The organism is Massilia sp. YIM B02763 (assembly GCF_030412015.1).
In the GTDB taxonomy this organism is placed as follows: domain Bacteria; phylum Pseudomonadota; class Gammaproteobacteria; order Burkholderiales; family Burkholderiaceae_D; genus Telluria.
The window spans coordinates 121,200-147,469 of sequence record NZ_JASNRD010000016.1 but is presented as its reverse complement, the minus strand read 5'-3'; the positions used below and the strand labels follow the sequence as shown (position 1 = coordinate 147,469).

Below are 26,270 nucleotides of genomic sequence, written 5' to 3'. Positions count from 1 at the left end.
ACCTCACACTAAACCGTCTAACAAACCTGGGTCAGTTCACCCGCCCCTGGCCGTTGCCGGAACAAGCGCATCCCCGGATACCACGGCGTATCCTCCCTCCCCTCCAGCCAGCGCCAGTCCGGCAGGTAGTCCGCCAGCAGCACCCAGCACGGCCTGCCCAGCGCCCCCGCCAGGTGCGCGACCGCCGTGTCGACGGCGATCACCAGGTCCAGGCCCGCCACCAGCGCGGCCGTATCGGCGAAATCGTGGATCGCCGGGGCCAGGTCCACCGGGGCGAAACCCTCCACGGCCTCTCCTTCCCCGGCGCCCTTCTGCAGGCTGAACCAGCGCACATTCCCGACGGCGGCGAGCGGCGCCAGCACGGACAAGGAAGGCAGCGAGCGCGCCACGTCGTTCTCGTGGCGCGGATTGCCTTTCCACGCCAGGCCGACTTTCAGCGCGCCCGGCGCGGCCGGCAGCAACGGCGCCAGGCGCGCCGCGCGGGCGGCGTCCGGAACGATGTAGGGCAGCGCCGCCGGCACGTCGTCGACGCGGGTGCCGAACAGCAGCGGCAAGCTCAATGGCGCGACCCAGCAGTCCCAGTCGCCGTCAGCAAGAGGCCGGTCCAGCGCAATGGCCTCGTCCGCACCGCTCAAGCCGGCGAACAGCGCGACGAGGCCCGGCTGGCACAACATGCCCACCCGCGCGGCACCGGCTTCCTTCAGCAGCGCGCAATATCGGCCGAACTGGATCATGTCGCCATGGCCGCCTTCGACGCCGACCACGATGCGCCTTCCCGCCAGCGGCTCCCCCTGCCAGCGCGGCATGGCCAGGTGCCGCTGCAGCGTGTCGATCCATGCGCGCGCGTCCAGGCGCCGCCAGCCTTCCTCCCAGCGGCCCTGGCGCAGCAGCAGGTAGGCGAGGTTGAAGGCGGCCTTGCGGTGGCCGGGGTCGCGCGCCAGCGCAAGGCGGTGATGCTCCTCCGCCTCGCGTTCGCGGCCCGCGCAGGCGAGCGTCATGCCCAGGTTCGCGTGCAGGGCGGGCGTGTCCAGGCCCGCGTCAATGGCGGCCGCATACAGGGCCAGCGCGTCGTCCAGGCGCCGCAGCCCGGTCAGCAGCGCGCCCAGGTTCAGGACATTCTGCGGCTCGTGCGGGTCGAGCGCGATGGCGCGGCGGTAGGCGTCCTCGGCATCGGCCTTGCGGCCGGCGGCGTCGAGCGCGTAGCCGAGGTTGCCCCAGGCCGCGGCGAAGCCGGGGTCGATGTCGAGGGCGGCGCGCAGCAGCGTGGCGGCGCCGTCCATGTCGCGGGCGTCGATCAGGGAGCGGGCCCGCAGGAACAGGAATTCGGTGGATGGCATGGCCAGGCGATTCTAGCCGAACGGGCTGCAACGCTGGACGGCCTGCATTACAATGCTGGATTGCGCGCGGTCCGCTCACGATGTGCGCACGCCTTTCCATTGTCTTCTTCACATTCTTCCAGCATCCCATGATTGTCCTCGGCGTCGAATCCTCCTGCGATGAAACCGGCCTGGCTCTGTACGACACGGAGCAGGGCCTGCTCTCCCACGCGCTGCACTCGCAGGTCGCGATGCACGAGGAGTACGGCGGCGTGGTGCCGGAGCTGGCCTCGCGCGACCACATCCGCCGCGCGCTGCCGCTGCTGGAACAGGTGCTGGCCAAGGCCGACCTGCCGATGGAGCGCATCGACGCCATCGCCTACACCCAGGGCCCGGGCCTGGCCGGCGCGCTGCTGGTGGGTTCCTCGGTCGCCAACAGCCTGGCGCTGGCGCTGGACAAGCCGGTGCTGGGGGTGCACCACCTGGAAGGCCACCTGCTGTCGCCACTGCTGGCCAGCGAGCGCCCGGAATTTCCCTTCATCGCCCTGCTCGTCTCGGGCGGCCACACGCAGCTGATGCGCGTGGACGGCGTGGGCCGCTACACGCTGCTGGGCGAGACGCTCGACGACGCTGCCGGCGAAGCCTTCGACAAGTCGGCCAAGCTGCTGGGCCTCGGCTATCCTGGCGGCCCGGCGATCTCGCGCCTGGCGGAATTCGGCGATCCGGAAGCCTATAAGCTCCCCCGCCCGATGCTGCACTCGAAGGACTTCAATTTCAGCTTCTCGGGCCTGAAGACGGCCGTGCTGACCGTGGCGAAGAACCACGAGGCGGGCATCGCCAATATCTGCGAGCAGGACAAGGCGAACATCGCGCGCGGCTTCGTCGACGCCATCGTCGACGTGCTGACGGCGAAATGCGTGTCCGCGCTGAAGCACACGGGCCTGAAACGCCTCGTGATCGCGGGCGGCGTGGGCGCCAACAAGCAGCTGCGCGCATCGCTGAACGCGGCGGCCGCGAAGAAGAAATTCAAGGTCTATTATCCGGAGCTGGAATTCTGCACCGACAACGGCGCGATGATCGCCTTCGCCGGCGCGCTGCGCCTGGAGCGCAATCCTGGCCTGGCGCAGCGCGACTACGGCTTCAACGTGCGGCCGCGCTGGCCGCTGGACGAGATCGAGCCGGCGTAACGGCTCTCCTGAATGGCCGTTCCTACGCAGGTTGAACGCGTGGACGGGCAACCCGTCCACCCTACCCTGGCGTCGGTATGATCGGTAGGGTGGACGGCTCGCCGTCCACGCGTCCAGGCGGCATGTGCCTATCGTCCGCCTGTCACATCGTTGTCACGGCAACAAGATAAAGTGCGCCCCGTTTTCCTTACCGATCACGGGACCATCTTGAAACGCAACCACGTACTGCTCGCGGCCCTGGCCGCCGCCGGCCTGGCCGGCTGTGGCGAACCCTCCACCCCGGCAGGCGCCATCCCCGAAGGCACCACCGTCACCCTCGCCCTGCTGGAAACCACGGACATCCACTCGAACGTCCTGGGCTACAACTATTATTCGCTGGCCGACGACGCGACGCTGGGCCTGGACCGCGCCTCCACGCTGGTGCAGGGGGCACGTGCCGAAAACCCGAACAACCTGCTGCTCGACGACGGCGACGTCATCCAGGGCACGCTGCTGGGCGACCTGCAGGCCGTGACGAATCCCGTCAAGTGCGCGGACACGCTGGCCGTGCACAAGGCGATGAACGCCATGAAGTACGACGCGGGCGGCCTGGGCAACCACGAATTCAACTACGGCCTGCCGTTCCTGAGCCAGGTCACGAACACGGACTTCGGCATCCCCGGCGTATCGAAACCGGCCGGCAACTGCGGCGCGCCGGCGTTCCCGCTGGTGCTGGCCAACGTCACCGCCGTCGCCACCGGCAAGACGCTGTACGAGCCGTACAAGATCCTCGCGCGCGACTTCACGGCCACGCGCCCGGACGGCAAGCCCATGACCGTCAAGATCGACATCGGCGTGATGAGCTTCGTACCGCCGCAGATCCTGGACTGGGACCAGAAGAACCTGGCCGGCAAGGTCGCCGTCGGCGGCGCCGTCGAAGCGGCCAGGCAGTACGTGCCGGAGATGCGCGGCAAGGGCGCGGATCTGGTGGTGGCGCTGTCGCACGGCGGCCTGGACACCAGCGCCTACAGCCCGAAGATGGAAAACCAGAGCTACCACCTGAGCACCACGGGCATCGACGCCCTGTTGATCGGCCACTCGCACCTGATCTTCCCGAAGGGGAAAGAGACTGGAGCGGCCGCGCTGGATCCGTCGTTCGCGAGCCTGCCCGCCTCGGCCAAGGTCGACGGCATCAACGGCTTCGTCAACGGCGTGCCGACCGTGATGGCGCAGAGCTGGGGACGGCGCCTGGGCATCGTCAAGATGACCCTCGCCTACACCAACGGCCAATGGGTGGTCCAGAAGGACAAGACCACGGTCGAATCGCGCGGCTACAAGTACAAGGACGGCGCCACCAGCGTGGCCGCCGACCCGGCCATCGCCGCCGCCGTGCAGGCCGAGCACCAGGCCACCATCGCCTACGCCAAGCAGCCGCTGGGCGTGTCGACGGACTTCGAGATGTCCTCCTACTTCTCGCTGGTGGGCGACGTGACGGCGATCCAGCTCGTCAACCAGGCGCAGCTCGACTACGTGAAGACCATGATCGCGACCAGCACCGACGCGACGCTGGCGAGCTACAGGAACATCCCCGTGATCTCGTGCAGCGCGCCGTTCAAGGCCGGCCGCAACGGTCCTTCGGACTTTACCGACGTGGCGCCGGGCGCCAGCGGCGCCAATCCGGTCGGCCTGCAGGTGCGCAACCCGGGCGACATCTACCTGTACAGCAACAACAACCTGCAGGCCGTGAAGATCAAGGGGTCCGACCTGAAGGCCTGGCTGGAGACGGCCGCCGGCCAGTACGCCCAGATCGACCCGGCCAGGACCGCCGAGCAGGACCTGGTCCCGTCCTACGGCACCATCTACAACTACGACGTGTTCTACGCCGAGGACAACGCGCTGCAGTACCAGATCGACGTGACCAAGCCGGTCGGCAGCCGCATCGTCAACCTCAGCTACCAGGGCAAGCCGGTGGCGGCCACGGACGACTTCATCGTCGCCACCAACGACTACCGCGCGGGCGGCGGCGGCAACTTCCCGGGCATCGACGGCAGCAAGACCATCATCAAGTCGCCGGACGCGAACCAGGCCGTGGTCAGCAACTACCTGCAGAAGATCGGCGCCACGAGCGGCAAGGTCTCGCTGGCCGCCAACGGCAGCGCGCGCAGCTGGAGCTTCGTCAAGACCGCGACCGCCGGTCCCGTCGTGCTGCGCTCGGCGCCGGGCCACCTGACCCTGGCCAAGGCCAACGGCATCGCCGTCGTCACGGCCGAGGGCGGCCTGGACGCCAGCGGCTTCGCCAAGTACGCGGTCGACCTGTCCAAGTGACGCCGCGCCATGCCTCGATAAGGGCGCCGCTGCTGGCCGCGCTGCTGGCAGCGTTGCTGGCCGCGCTGCTGGCAGGCTGCGGTCGCGCGCCCTCCCCGGCCGAGATCGAGACCGTCTCGATGGCGGCGCTGCAGCGCGGCGACGAAGGGGCCGAGCGGCGCCTGTCCGGCTGGGCCAGGGAGGGCCTGCCCGTCGCCGAGCGCGAACTGGCCCTGCTGTACCGCAAGCGCGGCCAGCAGGAAAGCGCGCGCGGCCTGTTCGAACGGGCCGCGCGCCAGGGCGACGCGCAAGCGGCCTGGGAGCTGGGCGAACTCGCGCGCGAGCGCATGCCCGGCCAGGCCGCCGCCTGGTACCGCCAGGCGGCCGAGCGGGGCCATGCGGGCGCCGCGCTGGCCCTCGCGCTGCAGCTCAAGAACGGCAACGGGGTGCGGCAGGACAAGGCCGCCGCCGCCCACTGGCTGGACGTGGCTGCCACGGCAGGCAACGCCCATGCGATGTTTTTGTTGTCGAATGCCTATGCCGCCGGCGACGGCGTGGCGGTCGACGGGGCCCGCGCACGCGCCTTGCTCGAGCGCGCCGCCGACCGCGAATACCCGGCCGCGCTGCAGCAGCTGGCGCTGGTCATGCAGGCCGGCGATGCCTGGACGGCGCGCGATCCGCACGAGGCCCAGCAACTGTTGAAGGAGGCCGAAGAGCACCGCCGCAGCAACGCGCGGCGCTTCTGATCGCGCCCGCGGGTCCCGTTTGCCGCACCCGCGCGCGGCGGACGGGCCCGATCCTGTTGAACTTGTTAGCTTGACATCGATCCTACCGTGTGACCGTTGTTGCCGAATAGATGGCAAACTCTGACGGTTTTAGTTTTACGGAGGTGATACATGCGCGTGGTTAGCTGGAATATTCACTGGGGCTGTGGCAGGGACGGGCGCATCCGGATCCACGCGATCATCGATGTCCTGCGCAAGCTGAATCCCGACGTCATCTGCCTGCAGGAAGTGGCTGCGAATCATCCTGAACTCGAAGGCAGTGCCAGCGCCAGCCAGTTCAAGCAGCTTGCCGGCGCCTTCGGCGGCTATCACATGATCGACCAGGCCCCGAGCGAAATTTACCGCAACAACCTGCCCCGCCAGTTCGGCAATATCCTGCTGTCCAAGTACCGCATCACCCAGGCCCAGCGCCACATGCTGCCCTGGCCCGTCGATCCCGAGAGCCCGGCCGGCATGCCGCGCGGGATGATCGAAACGGTGCTGGAAGCGCCGGGCGGCAAGATCCGCGTGCTGACCACGCACCTCGAATACTATTCGCCGCTACAGCGGCGCGCCCAGGTGCGCCGCATCCGCGAACTGCACGGGGAAGCCTGCGCCCGCGCCGCCGTCTACCAGCCGGAGCCGGCCCTCGATCCGCCGTTCCAGCTGGGCTTCCGCCCGGGCAGCGCGATCTACTGCGGCGACTTCAATTTTGCCCCGGACTCCGAGGACTACCGGGCCTTGCTGGCCCCGCCGGAAGGAGGCGCCTCGCAACTGCTGGACGCCTGGCGCCTGCGCCACGGCGACATGGCGCGCGCGCCGACGGCCGGCCTGCACGGCTTCAAGTGGCCGGACAAGCCGGACTGCTACGATTATTTCTTCGTCACGGACGACCTGGCGCCGCGCGTCACGGACATGAGCGTGCAGTCGGAGACGTCGGCCTCGGACCACCAGCCGATCGTGCTCGACCTGGCCTGAGCCACCGCCCCCTGAGTGGACAGGGGGCCATGCCGACGACTACGCCGCCGGTTCCTCGTCCTGCTCCAGCACTTCCTCCTGCTGGGCGATCTGGCGCAGCGCCTGCTCGAACACCTCGGGCGGCTGGCCGCCGGAGATCAGGTGGCGCTGGTTGATGACGATGGCCGGCACCGAACGGATGCCGGCGCGCTGCCAGTAGTATTCGAGCTGGCGCACCTCGTCCGCATAGGCGGTCGATTCCAGCACCTGGCGCGCCGCCTCGACGTCCAGTCCCACCTCTCCGGCGACGCGCAGCAGCACCTCGTGCGATGCGGGGCTTTCGCCCTTGGTGAAATAGGCTTCGAACAGCTTTTCCTTGAGGGCGCGCTGGTGGCCCTGTCCTTCGGCCCAGTGCAGCAGGCGGTGCGCGTCGAAGGTGTTGTAGATGCGGCCGCGCTTGGCCATGTCGAAGGTGAAGCCGACCGCCTCGCCGCGCTGGCGGATCATCTCGCGCGACTGCTCCTGCTGGGCAGGCGTGGAACCGTATTTCTCGGCGATGTGCTCGAAGATGTCCTGGCCTTCCGGGGCCATGGTGGGATTGAGCTCGAAGGGCTGGAAATGCATATCGACCGTGATCTCGTCACGCACCTTCTCCAGCGCCTTGTCGAGCGACTTGAGGCCGATCGCGCACCACGGGCACGACACGTCCGACACGAAATCGATTCTCATCTGCTTGTTCACGATTCACCGCCTTCCTGTTCTTTGATTGATGCCACTACCAGATGTTGCGGCAGACGGGCATATGGTGACACATCGCGCAGAAGCCGGCAGCGCGCCAGGCAAATTCGGCAAATCGGCTTGTCCGATGGTGCGTGACGCGCGGACATTGCCCAAAACCGGGCTCTGACCCCGGCTCTGACCCCGGCTCTGACCCCGGCTTGGGGCGACGCAAAGACTAGTTCTTCTTGGCGGTGTCCTTGGCCTTGCTGCCGATGCGCGATTCCTTGCCGGCGATGAGGTTGCCGATGTTGCCGGCGTGGCGGTACAGCAGGAGCAGGCTCATGGCGACGACGGCGAACAGGATCGCGTCCACGCCGAACAGGAGGCCGTAGTAGAACGGCGCGAACACGGCGGCGACCAGCGCGGCCAGCGAGGAGTAGCGGAAGGCGTAGGCGACGATCAGCCAGGTGGCCAGCGTGGCCAGGCCCAGCCAGGGGTTCAGGCCCAGCAGCACGCCCAGCGCCGTGGCCACGCCCTTGCCGCCGACAAAGCGGAAGAAGACCGGCCACAGGTGGCCCAGGAACACGGCGATCGCCACCAGCGCGATGCCGCCGTCGCCCAGGTCGAAGCGCTGGTCGTAGTGCACGGCCAGCCAGACCGCCAGCCAGCCCTTGGCGCAATCGCCGACCAGAGTCGCGATCGCCGCCTTCTTGCTGCCCGAGCGCAGCACGTTGGTCGCACCCGGGTTCTTCGAGCCGTAAGTGCGCGGGTCGGACAGGCCGAAGGCGCGGCTCGCGACGACGGCGAAGGAAATCGAGCCGATCAGGTAGGCTGCGATCGTGAAGATGATGGTGTACATGGGCCTCTTTCTAATATTCCATACGCGCAATGGCGCGCGAGGAATATACACCAGCCCCCGATCCGGCGATAGTTGCCGGTTGTTTTTCAGTCAACGATGGCGCAGTGCACGGGCCGCGCCTGCAGCACGTCGGCCAGCACCTTCGGGGCGATGCCGACGAGAAAGCCGCGGCGGCCGCCGTTGATATAGATCTTGTCCAGCGCCAGGATGCTTTCCTCGACATAGATGGGCATGGCCTTGCGGATGCCGAAGGGCGAGGTGCCGCCGACCAGGTAGCCGGAATGGCGCTGCGCGACGTCCGGCTTGCATGGTTCGACCGACTTGCAGGGAATGGCGCGGGCCAGGTTCTTGGTCGATACCTTGCGGTCGCCGTGCATCAGCACGATGAGCGGGCGGGCCGCCTCGTCCTGCATCACGAGGGTCTTGACGACGGCGTGCTCGTCCACGCCCAGCGCGCGCGAGGAGACCGCGGTGCCGCCGTGTTCCTCGTAGTCGTAGGGGTGCTCCGAAAATGCGACGCCGTGCTTGCGCAGGAACTGTGTCGCCGGGGTTTCGGAGATATGCTCTTTCTTGGCCATCGTGGTACGCTGAATGCAAACGGAGGAGTTGCTTATTATGCAGCAAGAGATTCGCTTTGCCACCTTCAACGTGTGCAACCTGGCCCCGCCCGGGGTCAAGGTCTACGACAACCTGGACCCCAGCACGCCCGAGGAATACGAAGCGAAGATCGCCTGGATCGCGCACCAGGTCGACATGCTGGCCGCCGACGTGATCGGCTTCCAGGAAGTGTTTTCCCAGGCCGCGCTGGCCGAGGCGCTGTCGCGCACGCGGCGCTTCCGCGAGGCGGCGCACGTCGGCTTCGATCCCGATCCCGGCGCCGACAAGCTCACGCCCAGCGTGGCCCTCGTCTCGCGCCTGCCGCTGGCCGACGCGCCCCGTCCTCTTCCCTATTTCCCGTCCGGGATCGCCATGCCGCCCGGAAACCGCGACCCCGAACGCTTCACGCGCGCGCCCCTGCACGCGGCGATCCAGCTGGCGCCCGGCCTCGTCGCCGACGTGCTGGTGGTGCACCTGAAGTCCCGCCGTCCGGACTACCGCGCGGCCGACACGGGCGACGACCCGCAGCTGTTCGCGCTGGCCTCGCTGCGCTCCCTGATCCGGCGCGGCACCGAGGCCGCGGCCCTGCGCGTGCTGATCACGGAGCTGGGACGCGCCAACCGCCGCCCGCGCATCGTGCTGGGGGACTTCAACGACGTCGCCGACGCCGTCACCACCGGCATCGTGCTGGGCATCGGCGCGCCCAGCGGCGACCGCCTGTACGACGCCGTCCAGCTGCAGCGCCGCCAGGACCGCCTGCGCCACGTGGGCTTCTCCAACGTCCACGACGGCCACCACACGACCATCGACCACATCATGGTGTCCGGGGAATTCAATCCCGAGGTGCCGGGGGCGCTGGGCGAGGTGGCGGAAGTGGTGTACCTGAACGACCATCTGGAACTGGGCTTGCCGGAGGCCTCGGACCACGGGCAGGTGCTGGCCAGGCTGCGGCTGTTCGAGCAAGCGGGGACGCCGGCGGGCGACGGCTGAGTCATTCGCCCGTCATTTGCGACCGATATCGTATGCCCGTCGCCCTGCGAAGGCAGGGGCCCAATTGTATGCGAGCGACTACGCGAGTGACATTGGGTCGCTGCCTTCGCAGGGACGACGTGGTGGCTGATCATCATCCGCCCCGGCCTTTTTGCAGTTCATCGCGCCGTTTGCACCGCCCGTCGCATTCCGGTGGCCGCCTGTCTTGACGTTTCTTATCATGCCGTCATGCGCCTGGAGCTCCACTCTGCCCTGCAGAACGGAGCACGCGCGCTTCCCTCAGCGCATCACCCGCAGTACCACCCGCAGCACAACCCGATTTACGAAGAACAACGCCATGAAGATCGAGTCCCTGCCCGTCTCGCCCGATGCCATCCCGACCGCCACACGCCGCCCCGCCCGGAAAGTCGCCCTGGCCCTGCTCGCGCTGGCCCTCGCGGGCGCGGGCGGCTATGCCTACCTGCGCCACGACGCGCCGCCGGCCGCGCCGGCGGCGGCCAGCACGCCGAAGGATCCCGTGTTCGAACTGGCCCCGCGCGACGTCGCGCTGGTCGCCGCGCGTCCGCTGGCCCTCACGCTGCCGCTGTCCGGGTCCCTGACGCCGCTGGCCCAGGCCACGGTGAAATCGAAGGTCTCGGGCGTGGTGCTGGCCACCACCGTGCAGGAAGGCATGCAGGTGAACGCGGGCGACGTGATCGCGCGCCTGGACGACGCCGAGGCCCGTGCCCGCGTCGCCCAGCAGCAAGCGCAGCTGGCCGATGCCGACGCGCGCCTGGCGCTGGCGAAGAAGAACCAGGCCAATAGTGCGGCCCTGCTCAAGCAGAACTACATCGCCCAGCATGCCTACGACACCAGCGCCAACGCCGTCGACCTGGCCCAGGCGGCCGTGGACGCGGCGCGCGCCCAGCTGCAGCTGGCCCGCATCGCCCTGGCCGATACCGTGATCCGCGCCCCGCTGGCGGGCACGGTCAGCAAGCGCCATGCGCAGGCCGGCGAAAAGCTGTCGCCCGACAGCCCCGTGTTTTCCATCGTCGACCTGAAGCACCTGACGCTGGACGCCCAGGTACCCGCCTCGGATATCCCGCGCGTCAAGGTCGGCCAGGAAGTGACGTTCCGCGTCGACGGCTTCGGCGAGCGCGCATTCGCCGGCAAGGTCGTGCGCATCAACCCCGCCACGGAGCCGGGTTCGCGCGCCATGCTCGTGTACATCGGCGTCGACAACGGGGACGGCCTGCTGCGCGCCGGCATGTTCGCCAAGGGCAGCGTGGTCACCCAGAAAACCGAAGCGCGGCCTTTGCTGCCGCTCGGCGCCGTGCGCCAGGACGGGGGCCGCGACGTCGTCTACCGCGTCGACAACGGCAAGGTCGTGGCGCAGCCCGTCACGCTGGGCCTGAGGAACGCCGACGAAGGCCTGGTCGAGGCGCTCGACGGCATCGATGCCGGCGCCGCCGTGCTGGCGCTGCCGCTGGACGGCGTCAAGCCGGGCAGCCTGGTCAAGATGGCCGCCGCGGCCACCGCAGCCAACGAAGCGCCGGCGCAAAAGAAGGGCTGATCCATGTTCATGACCCGCGTCAGCATCAAGCACCCCGTGTTCGCGACCATGGTGATGGTCGGCCTGATGGTGCTGGGCCTGTTCTCCTACCGCGGCCTGGGCGTGGAGAGCATGCCGAACATCGAGATCCCGGCCGTCTTCATCGAGACCCAGTATCCGGGCGCCTCGCCCGAGCAGGTCGAGAACGACGTCACCCGCCCCCTCGAGGAAGCGGCGAACACGGTCGGCGGCATCAAGACCATCCGCAGCAGCTCCTGGGAAGGCCGCTCGGGCGTGGGCATCGAATTCCAGCTCACCACCGACATGGACCGCGCCGTGCAGGACCTGCGCGACCGCATCAGCACCGTGCGCGGCGGCTTCCCGCGCGAGGTCAAGGAGCCGCTCGTGCTGCGGGAGGAAGGCGAGAACCGGCAGCCCGTGATCCTGCTGTCGCTGACCTCGCACGAACGCAGCCTGCGCGACCTGTCCATGCTCACGGACCAGGTGATCGTCAAGCGCCTGCAGTCCGTGGCCGGCGTCGGCCAGATCCGCGTCAACGGCCGCCAGAACCGGCAGGTGCTGGTCGACATCCGCCCGGACCAGCTGCGCAGCCTGAACGTCGGCATCGACGAGGTGATGAACGCGATCACGGCCACCAACGCCAACCTGCCGGCCGGCCGCATCAGCCGCGGCGAGCGCGAGAACCTGGTGCGCATCGAAGGCAAGATGAAGCAGGCGGCCGACTTCAACCGCATCATCGTCGCCAACCGCGCCAACGGCCCCGTCTACCTGCACCAGGTGGCGCAGGTCTCGGACGGCGCCGCCGAGGAAGACTCGATCTCGCGCGTCAACGGCGAGCGCGCCATCTCGCTGGAAATCGCCAAGATCCAGGACGCCAACACGGTCGCGGTGGGCAACGGCGTCAAGGCCGCCATCGAGGCGATGAAGGCCACGCTGCCGAAGGACGTGCGCTTCACCATCCTCGACGACAAGGCGAAGAACGTGCAGGGCCAGCTCGACAACGTCAAGCGCACCATCGTCGAAGGCGCCGTGCTGACCATGGTGATCGTGTTCCTGTTCCTGCACTCGTGGCGCAGCACCGTCATCACGGGCCTGACGCTGCCGATCTCCGTGCTGGCCAGCTTCATCGCCATGAAGTACTTCGGCTTCACGCTGAACTTCCTCACGCTGATGGCGCTGTCGCTGTGCATCGGCCTGCTGATCGACGACGCCATCGTCGTGCGCGAGAACATCGTGCGCCATCTCGGCATGGGCAAGAGCCACGTGCGCGCAGCGGAAGACGGCACCAACGAGATCGGCCTGGCCGTCATGGCCACCACCTTCGCCATCGTCGCCGTGTTCGTGCCGATCGCCTTCATGCAGGGCATCATCGGCCGCTTCTTCCTGCAGTTCGGGATCACCGTGGCGGTGGCCGTGATGGTGTCGCTGTTCGTCAGCTTCACGCTCGATCCCATGCTGTCCTCGGTCTGGCCCGACCCGGCCAAGGACCGTTTCAAGTATGCGCCCTGGCTGGGCCGCTTCATGGCCTGGCTGGACCGCGGCATCGACCGCGTGCACGGCTGGTATGCGCGCGGCCTGTCGTTCGCGCTGGCCTGGCGCAAGTCGACGCTGCTGGCGGCCGTGCTGCTGTTCGCCGCCAGCCTGCTGCTGGTGCCGAAGATCGGCGGCGAATTCGTGCCCCAGGTCGACGACGGTTTCATCCACCTGCGCTTCAAGACCCCGGTCGGCTCCAGCCTCGACTACTCGGATGCGAAGCTGCGCCAGATCGAGGCGGCGCTGGCCGAGTTCAAGGAAATCGAGAGCGTCTCGACCATCGTCGGCGCCTGGGAAGGCCGCAACTACTCGGAAGTGAACCTGAAGCTGACCGACGTGCACAAGACCCACCGCCGCTCGCAGCAGGAGATGGAAAAGGTGATCCGCGACCGCCTGCAATCGATTCCCGGCGTGACGCTCACCGTGGGCAACCGCCCCATCTTCATCGCCATCCTCGGCAACGACGACGAAAAGCTGGACGCCGTCGCCCACCGCCTGATGGACAAGATGCGCGCGATCCGCGGCGTGGCCGACATCGAGTACAGCCAGGAAGGCGCGAACCCGGCCACCATCGTCAAGATCGACCACGAGATGGCCAGCGACATGGGCCTGTCCGTGCAGCAGATCGGCACGGCGCTGCGCCCCTTCGTCGCCGGCGACCAGACCAACCGCTGGCTGGCCCCGGACGGCCAGAACTACGAGGTCAACGTGCAGCTGCCGAAGTCCGGCCGCGAGAAGGTCGCCGACCTGGCCGACCTCTCCGTCGCCTCGAGCCGGCGCGATGCGGCCGGCAACCCGGTCATGGTGCCGCTGCGCCAGGTCGTCGACTTCGTGCCCTCGACCAGTCCGCAGGTATTGAAACGCCAGGCCCTGCAGCGGCGCGTGGCCATCTACGCGGGCCTGGAAGGCCGCCCGCTGGGCGACGTCATGACGGAGGTGAACAAGGCGATGAAGTCGATCGAGCTGCCGGACGGCATCCGCTTCGACGTCGGCGGCGACGCCCAGCAGATGGACGAGACCATGTCCGGCTTCATGGTCGCGCTGGGCATCGCCATCGTCTTCATCTACCTGGTGCTGGCGTCGCAGTTCGGCAGCTTCCTGCAGCCGATCGCGATCATGGTGTCGCTGCCGCTGTCGATGATCGGCGTGCTGGTGGCCCTCTTGATCACGAAGACGACGCTGAACATCTTCTCCGTGATCGGCATCGTCATGCTGATGGGCTTGGTGACGAAGAACGCGATCCTGCTGGTGGACTTCGCCAACCAGCGCCAGCGCGAAGGCAGGCCGCAGTTCGACGCGCTGATGGAAGCGGGCCAGGTGCGCCTGCGCCCGATCCTGATGACGACGCTGGCGATGATCTTCGGCATGCTGCCGATGGCGATCGGCATGGGCGAAGGCGGGGAAACGCAGGCGCCGATGGGCCGCGCCGTGATCGGCGGGGTGATCACGTCGACGCTGCTGACGCTGGTGGTGGTGCCGGTGGCCTATACTTACCTGGACAGTTTCGGCAAGCGGGCGGCGCGCTGGTTCAAGCGCGGGCATGAGGAGGAAGCGGCCGACGCCGCGCCGCTGAAGGAACAGACAACGTAAGCACCGTCGCCCCTGCGCAGGCAGGGGCCCAATTTTTTGACGCAGGCGCGAACTTGGGCCCCTGCCTTCGCAGGGGCGACGGGTTCGGCGATCAAGCCGGATCCTGCTCCTTCTCCGCATCCTCCCCGGACTCTTCCGCCGGCGTCGCGTCGCCCTCGGTGCCCTTGCCCTGCTTGGCCTCCGCCTTGCGCTTGGCCTTCTCTTCCGCCTTGCGCTTCTTTTCCAACTCCCGCTGTCGCTTCTCGTACTGGAAATTCGTCTTGGCCATTGCTTACCTCGCGTGTGTCGTTGGGAAAAATCCTACTGGGCCATTATGGACCAGGTCGGGCCACAAGGTTTGATCGTCAGCCACGCGGATGGTGGTTGGCGTGCAGGTGCTTCAGGCGTTCGCGGGCGACGTGGGTATAGATCTGGGTCGTGGAAATGTCGGAATGGCCCAGCAATAGTTGTACGACGCGCAAGTCGGCGCCGTGGTTCAGCAAATGTGTCGCGAAGGCGTGCCGCAGCGTGTGCGGCGACAACGGCGCCGTGATGCCCGCCCTGGCCGCATGCTTCTTGATGACGACCCAGAACATCTGGCGCGTCATCGGGCCGCCGCGGCCGGTGACGAACAGGGCGTCGTCGACCTGGCCATTGAGGATCACGCCACGCGCCTCCTTCATGTAGCGCTCCAGCCAGTGGCGCGCCTGCTCGCCGAAGGGCACCAGGCGGGTCTTGCTGCCCTTGCCCGTGATGCGCAGCACGCCGTCGTTCAGGCTCAGTTCCACCAGCTTCAGGGCGACCAGTTCCGACACCCGCAGCCCGCTCGCATACATCAGTTCCAGCATTGTGCGCTCGCGCAGGCCCAGCGGCGTCGACACGTCGGGCGCGGCCAAGAGCGCCTCGACCTGGGCTTCGCTCAGCGTGTGCACGAAGCGCAGCGGCTGCTTGGCCGAGGCCATCTTGAGGCAGGGATCGGCGGCGACGTGCTTGTCGCGCAGCGCCAGCTGGTAGAAGCGTTTCAGTACCGACAGGCGACGGTTGGCCGTGCTGGGCTTCGATTCCGGATGGCGGTCGGCGAAATAGGCGGCGATGTCGTGCGGCTCGACGTGGTACAGGCTGGCGCGCTCGGGGCGCTTGACCTCGAGCCAGCGCGCGAACAGGCGCAGGTCGCGCCGGTACGCATCCAGCGAATTCTTCGCCAGCCCGTGTTCCAGCCAGAGCGCGTCGCAGAACGCGTCGATCAGGGGAAAATCGACTGTTGCTGCCATGGCATGTCGGTGGCGAGCGCGCCTTCGTGGCGCAGCAGCCAGCGCTTGACGCCCAGGTGGAAGCCGTTCTCGTCGTCGTGGTTGGCGAAGCCGCCCAGGCCGCCGGCGGCCGTCACGCGGTGGCAGGGAATCACGAGCGGGAACCAGTTGGCGCCGCAGGCCTGGCCGATGGCGCGCGGATGCGATTCCAGCAGCTTGGCCAGCTGGCCATAGGTGCGCACGCTGCCGCGCGGGATCGACGCGATCATGTCCCACACGCGGCGCTGGAAGGGGCTGCCCAGCTCCGCCAGCGGCAGGTCGAAGCGGAAATCGGCATCGGCGAAATAGCGCGCCAGCTGGACGGCGGTGCGTTCGGCCGCGGCGTCGGCGGGCGCCTTCTCGGCATAGTGGGACGGCAGGTAGACCAGCTCGCGCAGCCGCTCGCCCTCGGTACGGATGCCCATCGCGCCGAACGGCGCCGCGATGATCGCGCTGAAGATCTCGCTGCCTTGTTGTGTGCTCATCGACGCAGTGTAAAACCCGGCGCGCATGGCCGCAAGTCCCCTGCTTGCCGACGCGGACAGGTAAAAAAAAAGCGCACCGGGTTGGGTGCGCTTTCAATTTGGTCACATTCCCGGTCGCTCGGTCGTGCCGGCGGCATCTTTAAGAACGTGTGTCTCCTCCAAACTTTTTTCCGGTAATTCGATTACCGCTCTTCTGTACCTCTCCCCAAATTCGTATTCGGTTCTTCTACATGCACCATCGTGGTGCTGAAGATGCTCCATCATAACGCATTCGCATAAACGCAGCGTAGTTTTTTATATACATTCACGAAATATATCTCAGCTATACATGAGGCCGAATACGTATAAAGCGGCCCAGATTGCGTAATTTATTAACAACAGGAAATTCTTATGCGGGTTGCGCCAACAAATTGATTCTTTTAGGAAAATTTTTTGCGACAGCCCTGTTCCAGGATCGTGTCGCATGTCCGCTGCGGCCGGCAGGGATCGTTACCTTACCGAGCCACTGCAGTGTCCGTAATGATGTTAATCAAACGTAAGACATCACGTCGCGCGGATGCTTCCTCACGGGGCTCAGCGCACTTGGGCCGTCACGCGGTTGATCGACTCGATCAGGTCGCGCCCGATGCGGTCGGCCATCTGCCGCTGCACGGGCAGCAGCGCGCGCCGCCACTCGGCCTGCTGCTGGGGCGTCAGCGTATAGATGGTGGTCCGGCCGGTCTTGCGGATGGCGGCCAGGGCGGCATCGTTGTCGCGCTGGGCGATCTGCTTCTCGAATCCGGTCGCCTCGCGCATCGCCTGCTCGAGCTGGCCGCGCACGTCGGACGGCAAGCCCTCCCAGAACTTCTTGTTGACGATGACGGCATAGCCCAGGTAGCCGTGGTTCGACACGGTCAGGTATTTCTGCACTTCGTGCATGCGCTGCGTGTACATGTTCGAGGGCGGATTCTCGGTGCCGTCCACCAGGCCGCTCTGCAGGGCCGGATAGGCGTCCGAGAACGCCAGCGGCATCGGATACGCGCCCAGCGCGCGCATCTGCGCGTCGAGCACCTTGGAGCCCTGGATGCGCATGCGCAGCCCGTGGAAGTCGCCCGGCGCATGCAGGGGGCGGTTGGCCGACATGACCTTGAAGCCGTTGTCCCAGTAGGCCAGGCCGACGATGCCCTTCGGCTCCAGCTTCTTCAGGAGGCTCCTGCCGATCGGCCCTTCGGTGACGGCGTACAGCGCGGCCTTGGTCGGGAAGATGTACGGCAGGTCGAACGCCTCGAATTCCTTCACGCCCAGCGGGCCGAACTTGGCCAGCGAGGGCGCCAGCATCTGCACGGCGCCCAGCTGCAGCGCCTCCAGCTCCTCTTTGTCCTTGTACAGCTGGCTGTTCGGGTAGACTTCGACCCTGACCCGCCCGCGCGTCAGCTGTTCCGCCCTTTCCTTGAACCGTTCGGCGGCCTGCCCCTTGGGCGTGCCGGTGGCGACCACGTGGCTGAACTTGATGATGATGGGTTCCTGGGCAGCGGCCGTCGCCGCGCTGCCCCAACCCAGGGCGAACGCCAGTACGCAGGCCGTGGCGCGGTTGCTCATATGTCGTCTCGTCTCGTTTCGGTGTATGTTGTAGCGGGAAGTCTGCGGAGCTTCCCTGCTGCTCGCCATTGTGGATAACCACAGTCATCAGCTCTCCGTACGGTAACACGCCAGCCCATCAATACAGCGCATGAAGAACGCATTCTCGATTCCCCGTCCCGTCCCCGAAGGCCCCTGGCGCTGGCTGGTGCCCGTGCTGCTGGTGCTGCTGTTCCTGCTCGTGCTGATGTGGCTGCCCTGGCAGGCGCGCCAGATGGAGAGCAACGAGCGCCAGGAACAGCTGATCGCCGACACCCTGTGGGTCGAGCAGACGCTGCGCTTCGAACTGGCGCGCAGCGAGGAAGCGCTGGCCACGCTGGGCAACGACCTGGCCGTCAGCAGCCCGCCGCACGATGCGCTGCAGGCGCGCCTGGCGCAGATGCTCAAGACGGGCCACGAAGTGCTGCGCGTGGTCTGGTTCGACGCCGACGGCAAGGTGCGCGCGATGCGCGGCATGGAATTGCCGGCCGCCGGCCTGACGGAATCCTCGCGCGAGGCCGCCGCCATGTCGCGCACCACGCGCACGGGCCGCTACAGCGACCCCTACGGTGCCACCGGCCTGATGCACGGCCTGGTCGACTTCCACCTGCCCCTGTACCACGGCCGCACCTATGTCGGCAGCCTGGTCGCCACCTACAACCTGCAGATCCTGCTCGACGAGAACGTGCCCTGGTGGTTCGCCCAGGACAACGCCCTGTCCCTGCTCGACCGCGACGACCGCGTGGTGGCGCGCCGCGCCGCCGGCGGCCCCGGGCGCGGCGTCTACACGCACAAGCGCGCGCTCGACCTGCCCGGCGCCTCGATCGTGCTGGCCACCGACAGCGTCAAGGGCGCGCCGCGCCTGCTGCCGAATTTGCTGGTCGGCTCCGTGATCGTGCTCGCGCTGGGCCTGGTGCTGTCGCTGGCCGCGCTGTGGCGCCACATCGCGCGCACCGTGGCCGCGGAAAATGCGCTGCGCCAGCAGATGGCCTTCCGCACGGCCATGGAAAACTCGCTGCTGACGGGCCTGCGCGCGCGCGACCTCGAGGGCCGCGTCACCTACGTCAACCCGGCGTTCTGCCGCATGGTCGGCCTGCCGGCCGAGGAATTGATCGGCAAGCGCCCGCCCATGCCCTACTGGGCGCCGGAAGCGATGGCCGACTACGAATACCGCCTCCGGAAGGTGCTCGAGGGCGACGCCGTGCCCCAGTTCGAGACCGTGTTCCAGCGCCCCGACGGCGAGCGCGTGCCGGTGCTGGTGTTCGAGGCGCCGCTCGTCGACAGCCACGGCCGCCACACGGGCTGGATGAGTTCCATGCTCGACATCACCGACCGCAAGCATGCCGAGGAACTGGCGCGCCAGCAGCAGGAAAAGCTGGAAGCGAGCGCGCGCCTGGCCACCATGGGCGAGATCTCGTCGATGCTGGCGCACGAACTGAACCAGCCGCTGGCCGCCATTTCCAGCTACACGGCCGGCGCGCTGAACGTGCTGGCGCGTGCCGACGAGGGCACCGGGGCCCCGCTCGACACGGGCATGCTGCGGCGCGCGCTGGAACAGGCCAACACCCAGGCGCGCCGCGCCGGCCAGATCATCCGCAGCGTGCACGAATTCGTGAAAAAGCGCGAACCGCGCCGCGAGCGCGTGTCGATCCCCCAGGTGATCGACGGCATCCGCGCCCTCGTCGAGCTGCAGGCGCGCCAGAGCTACGTGACGCTGCAGTTCGCGGTACCCGCCGGCCTGCCGCCCGTGCTGGCCGACCGCCTGCTGCTCGAACAGGTGCTGCTGAACCTCACGCGCAACGGCATCGAGGCGATGCAGGGCAGCGATCCGGAGGGCCGCCTGCTGCGCATCTCGGCGGCGGCGGCCGACGGGCACGTGTCCGTGTCGGTCAGCGACCATGGCCACGGCATCGCCCCCGAGGTGGCCGAACGCCTGTTCTCGCCGTTCTTCTCGACCAAGGCCGAAGGCATGGGCATGGGACTGTCGATCTGCCGCACGGCGATCGAATTCCATGGCGGTACGCTGACCCATGCCGACAATCCCGGCGGCGGCACCGTCTTCACCTTCACGCTGCAGCAAGCCCAGGCCGAACACGCGGCCCTGGGCTAAAATACGGCCGGAAAAACCAAGGAGCCTCCGTTTATGCTGCACATCGTCGACGACGAAGACGTGATCCGCGACGCCCTCGCATGGCTTGCGCAATCGCGCGGCCTGCCGGCGCGCGGCCATGCGGGCGGCCAGGCCTTCCTCGACGCCATCGCCGCCCAGGAGGGAGCGGCGGACGCCGGCGGCACGCAGGGTGGCGCGGAGAGTGGCGCTCATGAGGGCGACTGTGTCCTGCTCGACGTGCGCATGCCCGGCATGAACGGCATCGCCGTGTTCGACCAGCTGGTCGCGCGCGGCCTGCTGGCGCGCCTGCCCGTGATCTTCCTGACGGGCCACGGCGACGTGCCGATGGCCGTCGATTCCCTCAAGCGCGGCGCCTTCGACTTCTTCGAGAAACCGTTCAACGACAACCAGCTGATGGACCGCGTCGAGGAAGCCCTCGCCGCCTCGCGCCAGGCCGCCGCCTCGGGGGCCGTGCGCGCGCGCCTGGCCACGCTGTCGGCGCGCGAGCGCGAAGTGCTCGACCTGATCCTGGCCGGCAACATGAACAAGGTCGTGGCGGACAAGCTGGGCATCAGCATGCGCACGGTCGAAGTGCACCGCGCCCACATCTTCGACAAGATGCAGGTCAAGACGGCCGTCGAGCTGGCGGGCCTGCTGAAATAAGCCTTCATCCTGGCGAACATGGCGGATGCATCCGTGCCCTGCCTTTTCCACGTTCGACGGTAGAATCGTCCCCATCCGCCCATGGCCGGACGGGCCGCATCAAAATTTCTTTAGGGAAGCCAGATGAGCGAAAAGACGATTGCAGACAAGATGTTCCTGAGGACCGCGAAATCGATGCTGATCTTGAACGGGGGCGTCCATCCCGGCATGGTGTCCCAGATGCCCGCGCAGATCGTGAAGAACGAGCAGGACAGGAACGACGTCGTGCTGATGTTCGCGCTGAACCGCAAGGAACTCGAACAATACTTCCCGACGGCCAAGGAACGCATGGGCGACAAGGGCTCGCTGTGGGTGGCCTACCTGAAGCAGACGGCCTCCAAGGCCACCGACATCAACCGCGATTCGATCCGCGCCTATGCGGAGGAAAACGGGATCACGACGGTCGCCATGATTTCCGTCGATGGCGACTGGTCGGCCCTGCGCATGAAGCGCATCGAGGTTTAAGCGCCATGGCGTGACAGCGCCCATATCACATGTTCGCGCACCAGCGCCGATGGATGATCGGCGCGGGCGCGCAGCGCAGCCACGATGGCGGCATCTCCGGGCGCGCGCTCGGCCGCATTGCCCAGGCCGACGGCCAGGTTGCGCAGCCAGCGCTCATGGCCGATGCGGCGGATCGGACTGCCTTCCATGCGCCGGTTGAATTCCTCTTCTTCCCAGCCGAACAATGCCACCAGGCTGGACGTCCCCAGGCCGTTGCGTTCGTCGAAGTCCGTCAGCCGTCCCCGCTGGGCGAACTTGTTCCACGGGCAGGCCAGCTGGCAATCGTCGCAGCCGTAGATACGGTTGCCCATGAGCGGCCGGAATTCTTCCGGGATGCTGCCCTTCAGTTCGATCGTCAGGTAGGAGATGCAGCGCCGCGCATCCAGCCGGCCCGGCCCCAGGATCGCGCCCGTCGGGCAGGCCGGGATGCAGGCGCTGCACTGGCCGCAATGGGCGCCCGTGGCCTCGTCCACCGGGAGCGGCAGGTCGACGAGGATCTCGCCGATGAAGAAGGTCGACCCCGCTTCGCGGCTGAGCAGCAGCGTGTGCTTGCCGCGCCAGCCCAGGCCCGCTTTTTCCGCCAGCGGCAATTCCATCACGGGAGCCGAATCCGTGAATACCCGGTAGCCGTAGTCGCCGACGGCCCCGCGCACGCGCTCGGCCAGCTGCTGCAGGCGGTTCCTGAGCACCTTGTGGTAGTCGCGGCCGCGCGCATAGACGGAGACGACGGCCGCTTGCGGATCGTCCTGGCGCAGGCGTTCGCGCGCGCGCCAGTCGTCCGGCGTGGCCAGCGGCAGGTAATCCATGCGCGCCGTGATGACGCGCACCGTGCCCGGGACCAGTTCGGCCGGCCGGGCGCGCTTCATGCCGTGGCTTGCCATATAATCCATCTCGCCATGGTGGCCGGCGTCCAGCCAGGCCTGCAAGCCTTCCTCGTGGCGCGTGAGGTCGACGTCGGCGATGCGCACGTCGGCGAAGCCCAGCTCGCGGCCCCAGTCCTTGATGGAGCGGGCCAGCGCGGCGAGATCGGCGAGGGACGTGAAAGCGGACGTGGAAGCGGGCGCGGACATGGCAGGAAACAAGAATCGCATCGGCGACAGCGATGCGCAACACGACATTTTATTCGAAGCAGTCCTTCCCATGCAGCCAATCCGTGCCTTTCTTCCCGACGAATCCGCCACCCAGGCCCTGGGCGCCGCCCTGGCCAAGGTGCTCGCGCCGGGCCTCGTCATCTACCTGCACGGCGACCTGGGCGCCGGCAAGACGGCACTGACCCGCGCCCTGCTGCAGGCGGCCGGCCACCGGGGCGCCGTGAAAAGCCCGACCTATACGCTGTCCGAGCCCTACCGCGTCGAGCTGGACGGGCGCCCGCTCAGCCTGATCCACTACGACCTCTACCGCATGTCCAGCCCCGAGGAATTCCTCGACGCGGGCTTCCGCGAGGACTTCGACGGCCGCAACGTGTGCATCGTCGAATGGCCGGAAAAGGGCGAGCCGGTGTTGCCGCCACCCGACGTCCGGATATTGCTGGAAGTCAGCGGTCTCGGGCGTGAGGTAGAATTGCAGGCGTTGTCCGAATTAGGCCTGCTATGCCTCGAACGCCTGCACTTCCCCCCGACTCCCTGATTCCCGGTTCACCCAAGCGCCGCGCGGTGCTGAAAGCCGGCGGCACGCTGCTGCTGTCCGTCCTGTCTCCTCTGCCCGCGAGCGCCGCCCAGATCATGGCCGTGCGCGTCTGGCCCGCCGACGAGTACACCCGCGTCACGCTGGAAAACGACGGCGACCTGAAAGCCAGCCACTTCATGGTGCCCGACCCGCCCCGCCTCGTCGTCGACATCGAGGGGCTGGCGCTGAACGAGACGCTGAAGAGCCTCGTTGCCAAGGTGGAATCGAACGACCCGTACATCAAGCAGGTGCGCGTGGGCCAGAACCGGCCCAACGTCGTGCGCCTCGTGTTCGACCTGAAGGAAGAGGTCAAGCCGCAGGTGTTCAACCTGGCGCCGGTGGCCGGCTACCGCCACCGCCTGATCTTCGACCTGTATCCGACCCGCCCCGTCGACCCGCTGGCGGCGATGATCGCCAAGGAAAACTGGAGCGCCACGCCCGTTCCCGCCGCCCCCGCCACGCCGGCGCCGCCGGCGCAGCCGGGCGAACCGACGGTCGGCCAGGCCGGTCCGGACGCCATCGCCAAGCTGGAAGCGGACGCCGCGCGCGCCGGCCCGACGCCGGCCGCGCCGCAGCCGACCACGCCCCAGCCGCCGGCGGCGAGCAAGCCCGCGCCCGGCCCGAAGGTCGCGCGCATGGTCACCATCGCCCTCGACCCCGGCCATGGCGGCGAGGATCCGGGCGCGACCGGCGCCACCGGCACGCACGAGAAGGACATCGTGCTGGAGATCGCCAAGCGCCTGAAGGTCAAGCTGGAAGCGCTGCCGAACACGCGCGTGATGCTCACGCGCGACGCCGACTTCTTCGTCCCGCTGGGCAAGCGCGTGGAAAAGGCGCGCAACGTGCAGGCCGACCTGTTCGTGTCGATCCACGCGGACGCCTTCGTGCAGCCGACGGCGCGCGGCTCCTCGGTGTTCGTGCTGTCGGAAAAAGGCGCGAGCTCGAGCGCGGCGCGCTGGCTGGCGGACGACCAGAACAAGGCCGACCTGATCGGCGGCGTCAACCTGGGCAGCCACGACAAGCAGCTGGCCAGCGTGCTGTTCGACTTGTCGACGACGGCCCAGATCAACGACAGCATGAAGCTGGGCAAGGCCGTGCTGTCCGAGATCGGCGGCATCAACCGCCTGCACAAGGGCGCCGTCGAACAGGCGGGCTTCGCCGTGCTGAAGGCGCCGGACATCCCCTCGATCCTGGTCGAGACGGCGTTCATCTCGAACCCCGAGGAAGAAGCCAAGCTGAAGGACAGCGGCTACAAGGACCAGCTCGCCGATGCGATCACCAAGGGCATCAAGCGCTACTTCGCGTACAATCCGCCGCTGGCGAAGAGCCGCATGACTTGATGCAAGTCCGGTAGCCCTCCCATGCGCGTCGAACGAATGGCGTGGGCAAAGGTCTACCGGGCATCCTGATGAGGAGCCATTCGTGAGCGCAACGACCATCCAATTCGGGCAACTGCCCGCCCTGCAACTGCGTGCGCCCGACGGCGCCGAAGCCACCATTACCCTGTACGGCGCCCACCTGGTGTCGTGGAAGCCGACTGCCGGCAGCGGCGCGGCGGGACAGGAACGCCTGTTCCTGAGCAGCCTCTCGTCGCTGGACGGCCAGCGCGCGATCCGCGGCGGCGTCCCCGTGATCTTTCCCCAGTTCGCCGAACGCGGCGACGGCCCGCGCCACGGCTTCGCCCGCACCAGCACCTGGCGCGTTGTCGACAGCGGCGAGCAGGACGGCGCCGCCTTCGCCGTGCTCGCCTTGGGTCCGGCCGACCTGGCGCCGCCGATGGCGGCCGCCTGGCCCCATCCGTTCGAACTGCAGCTGCGCGTGTCCATCCAGAAATGCGACCTGGCCATGACGCTGGACGTGCGCAACACGGGCACGCAGCCCTTCCCGTTCGCCGCCGCGCTGCATACCTACCATCTGGTGGAAGACGTCGAGGCCGTGCGCATCGACGGCGTGCAGGGCGAGACGCTGGCCATCACGGACAAGCTGGACCAGGTGTTCGAACGCATCCCCGGCCGGATCGCCTTCGACAACGGCGTCGACCAGCTGGTACTGGAGCAGCAGGGTTTTACGGATGCCGTCGTGTGGAACCCGGGCGCCGCCGACACGGCCGCGCTGGCCGACATGGAAGACGAGGAATACCGCCGCTTCGTGTGCATCGAACCGGCGCTGCTGGGGCCGCAGGTACTGGAGCCGGGCGGCGCCTGGCGCGGGGAGTACCGGATCCGGCCGGCGGTCGCTTGATCCGATGAACGACACCTTCCGATAGCACGTCGTCCCTGCGCAGGCGGGACCCGATTTCGCTTGCGTCGTCGAAACGCTTGCACATTGGGTCCCTGCCTGCGCAGGGACGGCATTCTCACGCCAACGAAGCAGGTGGGCGTCTCAGTTCGACTCCTTGATCAAGCGCCCCGACGTCGGCTGCACGGGCCGCGCATTCAGCGGATACAGGCGCGCGAACAGCGCCATCTGCGCCGGCGACGCCTGGCGCGGCTGCTTGAACACGATCCACAGCACGTTTTCCGTGCACGGCGGCTCGGTCAGCGAGCCCATGTAGGTGAAATAGCCGCGCTGTTCCGGCAGGGCGTCGAGCGGATTGAGCACGACGGCCGGCGACACCACCATGTTCTTTTCCAGCGGCAGGTTGTCCCACACGGTCTGGATCAGGCCGTGCGCCTGGCCGCGCTCGAGCAGCACGGCGACGACCGCGATCTTGCCGTCGTAGCTCTTGTGCACCATGTGCATGACCATTTCCGTGCCCTTGCCGTTGATGCGCTCTTCCGACGGGCGGTGGAAGTGGAATTCCTGCAGTTCGTAGGTCTGGTTGCCCACCGTGATGAAATTGCCGCCGCCGACCGTCACCGAGATCGTATGGCCGTTGTTGATCTCGTTGAACGAGGACGGGTGGTAATCGAAGGCGATCTGCTCCAGGTTGACCTTGAGGCCGTCGCGCAGGTCGATCGGCGACTGGCGGCTGCCGCGGCTGCAGGCGGCCCAGTTGTCGTTGATCTTCGACCAGTTGGCCGGACCGAGTTCGCCCTCGTACGACCACTCGGTGCCGCGCCTGGGCGCGTTGGCGGCAGCCACTGCGGCGGCCGCCGCCGCGGCAGCGGCGCGTTCCTCGTTCCTGCGGCGTGTCTCGGCGGTCTTCTTCGCGCGTTCGGCGGCACTGGCGCGCGCCACCTGGCGCTCGCGCAGCTCGGCCAGGCGCTTGGCGATCTTTTCCGACAGGGCGACTTCGTCCTCTTCTTCGCTGCGGGCACCGGCGGCAGGAGCGGATGCAGCGGCGGCGGAGGCGGCGGAGGCGGCGGACGCAGTGGGCGGCACGCCCAGCTTCTTCGGCGGCACGATGTTGACCGCCGATGCGGGCTTCGCAAGGCTGGCGGCGGGCGACTCGGGCTTCTTTGCCGCCTGCGGCATCGATGCGGAAGCCGGGCGCGACACGGAAGCCGCCAGCTTGGCGGCGGCTTCCGTGGCGCTGGGCTCGTTCGCGCTCGCATCCGCGCCGGTAGTCGCGATGAAGCAGCAGGCGAACAGGGCAATGAGGTTACGCATGGGAATCAGGTTAGTGTGAACTGTCCCTCCATTAACGGCG

General features: G+C 67.7%; 23 protein-coding genes. 13 read left to right on the top strand and 10 right to left on the bottom strand.

Annotated features, from left to right (window positions below):
• Positions 1-17: 17 nt before the first annotated feature.
• Positions 18-1,337, bottom strand: coding sequence for a tetratricopeptide repeat protein (locus QPK32_RS19355; RefSeq protein ID WP_290414427.1), 1,320 nt, complete (start codon positions 1,335-1,337; stop codon positions 18-20).
• A 128-nt stretch (positions 1,338-1,465) separates the two neighbouring features.
• Here QPK32_RS19355 and tsaD point away from each other — a divergent pair, with 128 nt between their 5' ends.
• The 4 genes from tsaD (at position 1,466) to QPK32_RS19335 (ending at position 6,528) form a co-directional block, all read left to right on the top strand.
• A complete protein-coding gene (tsaD, locus tag QPK32_RS19350) occupies positions 1,466-2,503 on the top strand; it encodes a tRNA (adenosine(37)-N6)-threonylcarbamoyltransferase complex transferase subunit TsaD (RefSeq protein ID WP_290414426.1) in 1,038 nt (345 codons plus the stop codon).
• A 207-nt stretch (positions 2,504-2,710) separates the two neighbouring features.
• Entirely contained in the window at positions 2,711-4,807 is a 2,097-nt protein-coding gene (locus tag QPK32_RS19345; RefSeq protein WP_290414425.1) for a bifunctional 2',3'-cyclic-nucleotide 2'-phosphodiesterase/3'-nucleotidase, read from the top strand.
• Positions 4,804-5,532: a sel1 repeat family protein gene (locus QPK32_RS19340; protein ID WP_290414424.1), complete on the top strand. Its 729-nt coding sequence runs from the start codon at positions 4,804-4,806 to the stop codon at positions 5,530-5,532. Before QPK32_RS19345 ends, QPK32_RS19340 begins: the two co-directional genes overlap by 4 nt.
• A 150-nt stretch (positions 5,533-5,682) precedes the next feature.
• Positions 5,683-6,528: an endonuclease/exonuclease/phosphatase family protein gene (locus QPK32_RS19335; RefSeq protein WP_290414423.1), complete on the top strand. Its 846-nt coding sequence runs from the start codon at positions 5,683-5,685 to the stop codon at positions 6,526-6,528.
• 39 nt (positions 6,529-6,567) lie between these two features.
• Here QPK32_RS19335 and QPK32_RS19330 read toward each other — a convergent pair whose 3' ends face one another.
• The 3 genes from QPK32_RS19330 to ybaK form a co-directional block, all read right to left on the bottom strand.
• Positions 6,568-7,236: a DsbA family oxidoreductase gene (locus QPK32_RS19330; protein WP_308632607.1), complete on the bottom strand. Its 669-nt coding sequence runs from the start codon at positions 7,234-7,236 to the stop codon at positions 6,568-6,570.
• A 226-nt stretch (positions 7,237-7,462) separates the two neighbouring features.
• Entirely contained in the window at positions 7,463-8,086 is a 624-nt protein-coding gene (gene plsY / locus QPK32_RS19325; protein WP_290414421.1) for a glycerol-3-phosphate 1-O-acyltransferase PlsY, read from the bottom strand.
• 86 nt (positions 8,087-8,172) lie between these two features.
• Positions 8,173-8,664, bottom strand: coding sequence for a Cys-tRNA(Pro) deacylase (gene ybaK, locus QPK32_RS19320; protein WP_290414420.1), 492 nt, complete (start codon positions 8,662-8,664; stop codon positions 8,173-8,175).
• A 37-nt stretch (positions 8,665-8,701) separates the two neighbouring features.
• Here ybaK and QPK32_RS19315 point away from each other — a divergent pair, with 37 nt between their 5' ends.
• From QPK32_RS19315 to QPK32_RS19305, 3 genes are all read left to right on the top strand, one after another.
• A complete protein-coding gene (locus QPK32_RS19315; RefSeq protein WP_290414419.1) occupies positions 8,702-9,673 on the top strand; it encodes an endonuclease/exonuclease/phosphatase family protein in 972 nt (323 codons plus the stop codon).
• Between the two features lie 337 nt (positions 9,674-10,010).
• Complete coding sequence (locus QPK32_RS19310) at positions 10,011-11,225, top strand: efflux RND transporter periplasmic adaptor subunit (RefSeq protein ID WP_290414418.1); 1,215 nt, start codon at positions 10,011-10,013, stop codon at positions 11,223-11,225.
• A gap of 3 nt (positions 11,226-11,228) precedes the next feature.
• Positions 11,229-14,348 (top strand): efflux RND transporter permease subunit, encoded by a 3,120-nt coding sequence (locus QPK32_RS19305; RefSeq protein WP_290414417.1) that lies wholly within the window; start codon positions 11,229-11,231, stop codon positions 14,346-14,348.
• 91 nt (positions 14,349-14,439) lie between these two features.
• On the opposite strand, the gene QPK32_RS19300 is transcribed toward QPK32_RS19305, so the two are convergent.
• From QPK32_RS19300 to QPK32_RS19285, 4 genes are all read right to left on the bottom strand, one after another.
• The gene (locus QPK32_RS19300; RefSeq protein WP_290414416.1) at positions 14,440-14,616 is read right to left on the bottom strand and encodes a hypothetical protein; all 177 of its coding nucleotides are present in this window, start codon (positions 14,614-14,616) and stop codon (positions 14,440-14,442) included.
• Positions 14,617-14,692: 76 nt separating this feature from the next.
• Positions 14,693-15,598, bottom strand: coding sequence for a site-specific tyrosine recombinase XerD (xerD, locus tag QPK32_RS19295; protein ID WP_290414415.1), 906 nt, complete (start codon positions 15,596-15,598; stop codon positions 14,693-14,695).
• Positions 15,571-16,101 (bottom strand): methylated-DNA--[protein]-cysteine S-methyltransferase, encoded by a 531-nt coding sequence (locus QPK32_RS19290; protein ID WP_290414414.1) that lies wholly within the window; start codon positions 16,099-16,101, stop codon positions 15,571-15,573. The genes xerD and QPK32_RS19290 overlap by 28 nt, the downstream gene beginning before the upstream one ends.
• A 573-nt stretch (positions 16,102-16,674) precedes the next feature.
• On the bottom strand, positions 16,675-17,679 hold the full coding sequence (locus tag QPK32_RS19285; protein WP_290414413.1) for a TRAP transporter substrate-binding protein: 1,005 nt from the start codon (positions 17,677-17,679) through the stop codon (positions 16,675-16,677).
• A gap of 130 nt (positions 17,680-17,809) precedes the next feature.
• Here QPK32_RS19285 and QPK32_RS19280 point away from each other — a divergent pair, with 130 nt between their 5' ends.
• The 3 genes from QPK32_RS19280 (at position 17,810) to QPK32_RS19270 (ending at position 20,974) form a co-directional block, all read left to right on the top strand.
• The gene (locus QPK32_RS19280; protein WP_290414412.1) at positions 17,810-19,807 is read left to right on the top strand and encodes an ATP-binding protein; all 1,998 of its coding nucleotides are present in this window, start codon (positions 17,810-17,812) and stop codon (positions 19,805-19,807) included.
• A 33-nt stretch (positions 19,808-19,840) separates the two neighbouring features.
• Complete coding sequence (locus QPK32_RS19275; protein WP_290414411.1) at positions 19,841-20,470, top strand: response regulator transcription factor; 630 nt, start codon at positions 19,841-19,843, stop codon at positions 20,468-20,470.
• 123 nt (positions 20,471-20,593) lie between these two features.
• Positions 20,594-20,974, top strand: coding sequence for a DUF3052 family protein (locus tag QPK32_RS19270; protein ID WP_290414410.1), 381 nt, complete (start codon positions 20,594-20,596; stop codon positions 20,972-20,974).
• On the opposite strand, the gene queG is transcribed toward QPK32_RS19270, so the two are convergent.
• Positions 20,971-22,083 carry a tRNA epoxyqueuosine(34) reductase QueG gene (queG, locus tag QPK32_RS19265; protein WP_290414409.1) on the bottom strand — a complete coding sequence of 371 codons (1,113 nt, stop codon included), beginning with the start codon at positions 22,081-22,083 and terminating at the stop codon, positions 20,971-20,973. The genes QPK32_RS19270 and queG overlap by 4 nt on opposite strands.
• Before the next feature lie 70 nt (positions 22,084-22,153).
• On the opposite strand from queG, the gene tsaE reads away from it, so the two are divergent.
• The 3 genes from tsaE to QPK32_RS19250 all read left to right on the top strand — a co-directional run bounded on the left by tsaE (position 22,154) and on the right by QPK32_RS19250 (position 24,919).
• A complete protein-coding gene (tsaE, locus tag QPK32_RS19260) occupies positions 22,154-22,639 on the top strand; it encodes a tRNA (adenosine(37)-N6)-threonylcarbamoyltransferase complex ATPase subunit type 1 TsaE (protein WP_290414408.1) in 486 nt (161 codons plus the stop codon).
• The gene (locus QPK32_RS19255; RefSeq protein ID WP_290414407.1) at positions 22,603-24,018 is read left to right on the top strand and encodes an N-acetylmuramoyl-L-alanine amidase; all 1,416 of its coding nucleotides are present in this window, start codon (positions 22,603-22,605) and stop codon (positions 24,016-24,018) included. Before tsaE ends, QPK32_RS19255 begins: the two co-directional genes overlap by 37 nt.
• Positions 24,019-24,100: 82 nt before the next feature.
• Positions 24,101-24,919, top strand: coding sequence for a D-hexose-6-phosphate mutarotase (locus QPK32_RS19250; protein ID WP_290414406.1), 819 nt, complete (start codon positions 24,101-24,103; stop codon positions 24,917-24,919).
• Between the two features lie 141 nt (positions 24,920-25,060).
• On the opposite strand, the gene QPK32_RS19245 is transcribed toward QPK32_RS19250, so the two are convergent.
• Entirely contained in the window at positions 25,061-26,230 is a 1,170-nt protein-coding gene (locus QPK32_RS19245; protein WP_290414405.1) for a carbonic anhydrase, read from the bottom strand.
• Positions 26,231-26,270 lie beyond the last annotated feature (40 nt).

Bases quoted from the DNA above. Each gene is read 5' to 3' on its own strand.
- QPK32_RS19280 (WP_290414412.1), top strand. From the start codon at position 17,810: ATGAAGAACGCATTCTCGATTCCCCGTCCCGTCCCCGAAGGCCCCTGG.
- tsaD (WP_290414426.1), top strand. From the start codon at position 1,466: ATGATTGTCCTCGGCGTCGAATCCTCCTGCGATGAAACCGGCCTGGCT.
- QPK32_RS19300 (WP_290414416.1), bottom strand. From the start codon at position 14,616: ATGGCCAAGACGAATTTCCAGTACGAGAAGCGACAGCGGGAGTTGGAA.
- tsaE (WP_290414408.1), top strand. From the start codon at position 22,154: ATGCAGCCAATCCGTGCCTTTCTTCCCGACGAATCCGCCACCCAGGCC.
- QPK32_RS19275 (WP_290414411.1), top strand. From the start codon at position 19,841: ATGCTGCACATCGTCGACGACGAAGACGTGATCCGCGACGCCCTCGCA.
- QPK32_RS19270 (WP_290414410.1), top strand. From the start codon at position 20,594: ATGAGCGAAAAGACGATTGCAGACAAGATGTTCCTGAGGACCGCGAAA.
- QPK32_RS19255 (WP_290414407.1), top strand. From the start codon at position 22,603: ATGCCTCGAACGCCTGCACTTCCCCCCGACTCCCTGATTCCCGGTTCA.
- ybaK (WP_290414420.1), bottom strand. From the start codon at position 8,664: ATGGCCAAGAAAGAGCATATCTCCGAAACCCCGGCGACACAGTTCCTG.
- xerD (WP_290414415.1), bottom strand. From the start codon at position 15,598: ATGGCAGCAACAGTCGATTTTCCCCTGATCGACGCGTTCTGCGACGCG.
- QPK32_RS19355 (WP_290414427.1), bottom strand. From the start codon at position 1,337: ATGCCATCCACCGAATTCCTGTTCCTGCGGGCCCGCTCCCTGATCGAC.
- QPK32_RS19315 (WP_290414419.1), top strand. From the start codon at position 8,702: ATGCAGCAAGAGATTCGCTTTGCCACCTTCAACGTGTGCAACCTGGCC.
- QPK32_RS19305 (WP_290414417.1), top strand. From the start codon at position 11,229: ATGTTCATGACCCGCGTCAGCATCAAGCACCCCGTGTTCGCGACCATG.
- QPK32_RS19245 (WP_290414405.1), bottom strand. From the start codon at position 26,230: ATGCGTAACCTCATTGCCCTGTTCGCCTGCTGCTTCATCGCGACTACC.
- QPK32_RS19285 (WP_290414413.1), bottom strand. From the start codon at position 17,679: ATGAGCAACCGCGCCACGGCCTGCGTACTGGCGTTCGCCCTGGGTTGG.
- QPK32_RS19335 (WP_290414423.1), top strand. From the start codon at position 5,683: ATGCGCGTGGTTAGCTGGAATATTCACTGGGGCTGTGGCAGGGACGGG.
- plsY (WP_290414421.1), bottom strand. From the start codon at position 8,086: ATGTACACCATCATCTTCACGATCGCAGCCTACCTGATCGGCTCGATT.
- QPK32_RS19310 (WP_290414418.1), top strand. From the start codon at position 10,011: ATGAAGATCGAGTCCCTGCCCGTCTCGCCCGATGCCATCCCGACCGCC.
- QPK32_RS19290 (WP_290414414.1), bottom strand. From the start codon at position 16,101: ATGAGCACACAACAAGGCAGCGAGATCTTCAGCGCGATCATCGCGGCG.
- queG (WP_290414409.1), bottom strand. From the start codon at position 22,083: ATGTCCGCGCCCGCTTCCACGTCCGCTTTCACGTCCCTCGCCGATCTC.
- QPK32_RS19330 (WP_308632607.1), bottom strand. From the start codon at position 7,236: ATGAGAATCGATTTCGTGTCGGACGTGTCGTGCCCGTGGTGCGCGATC.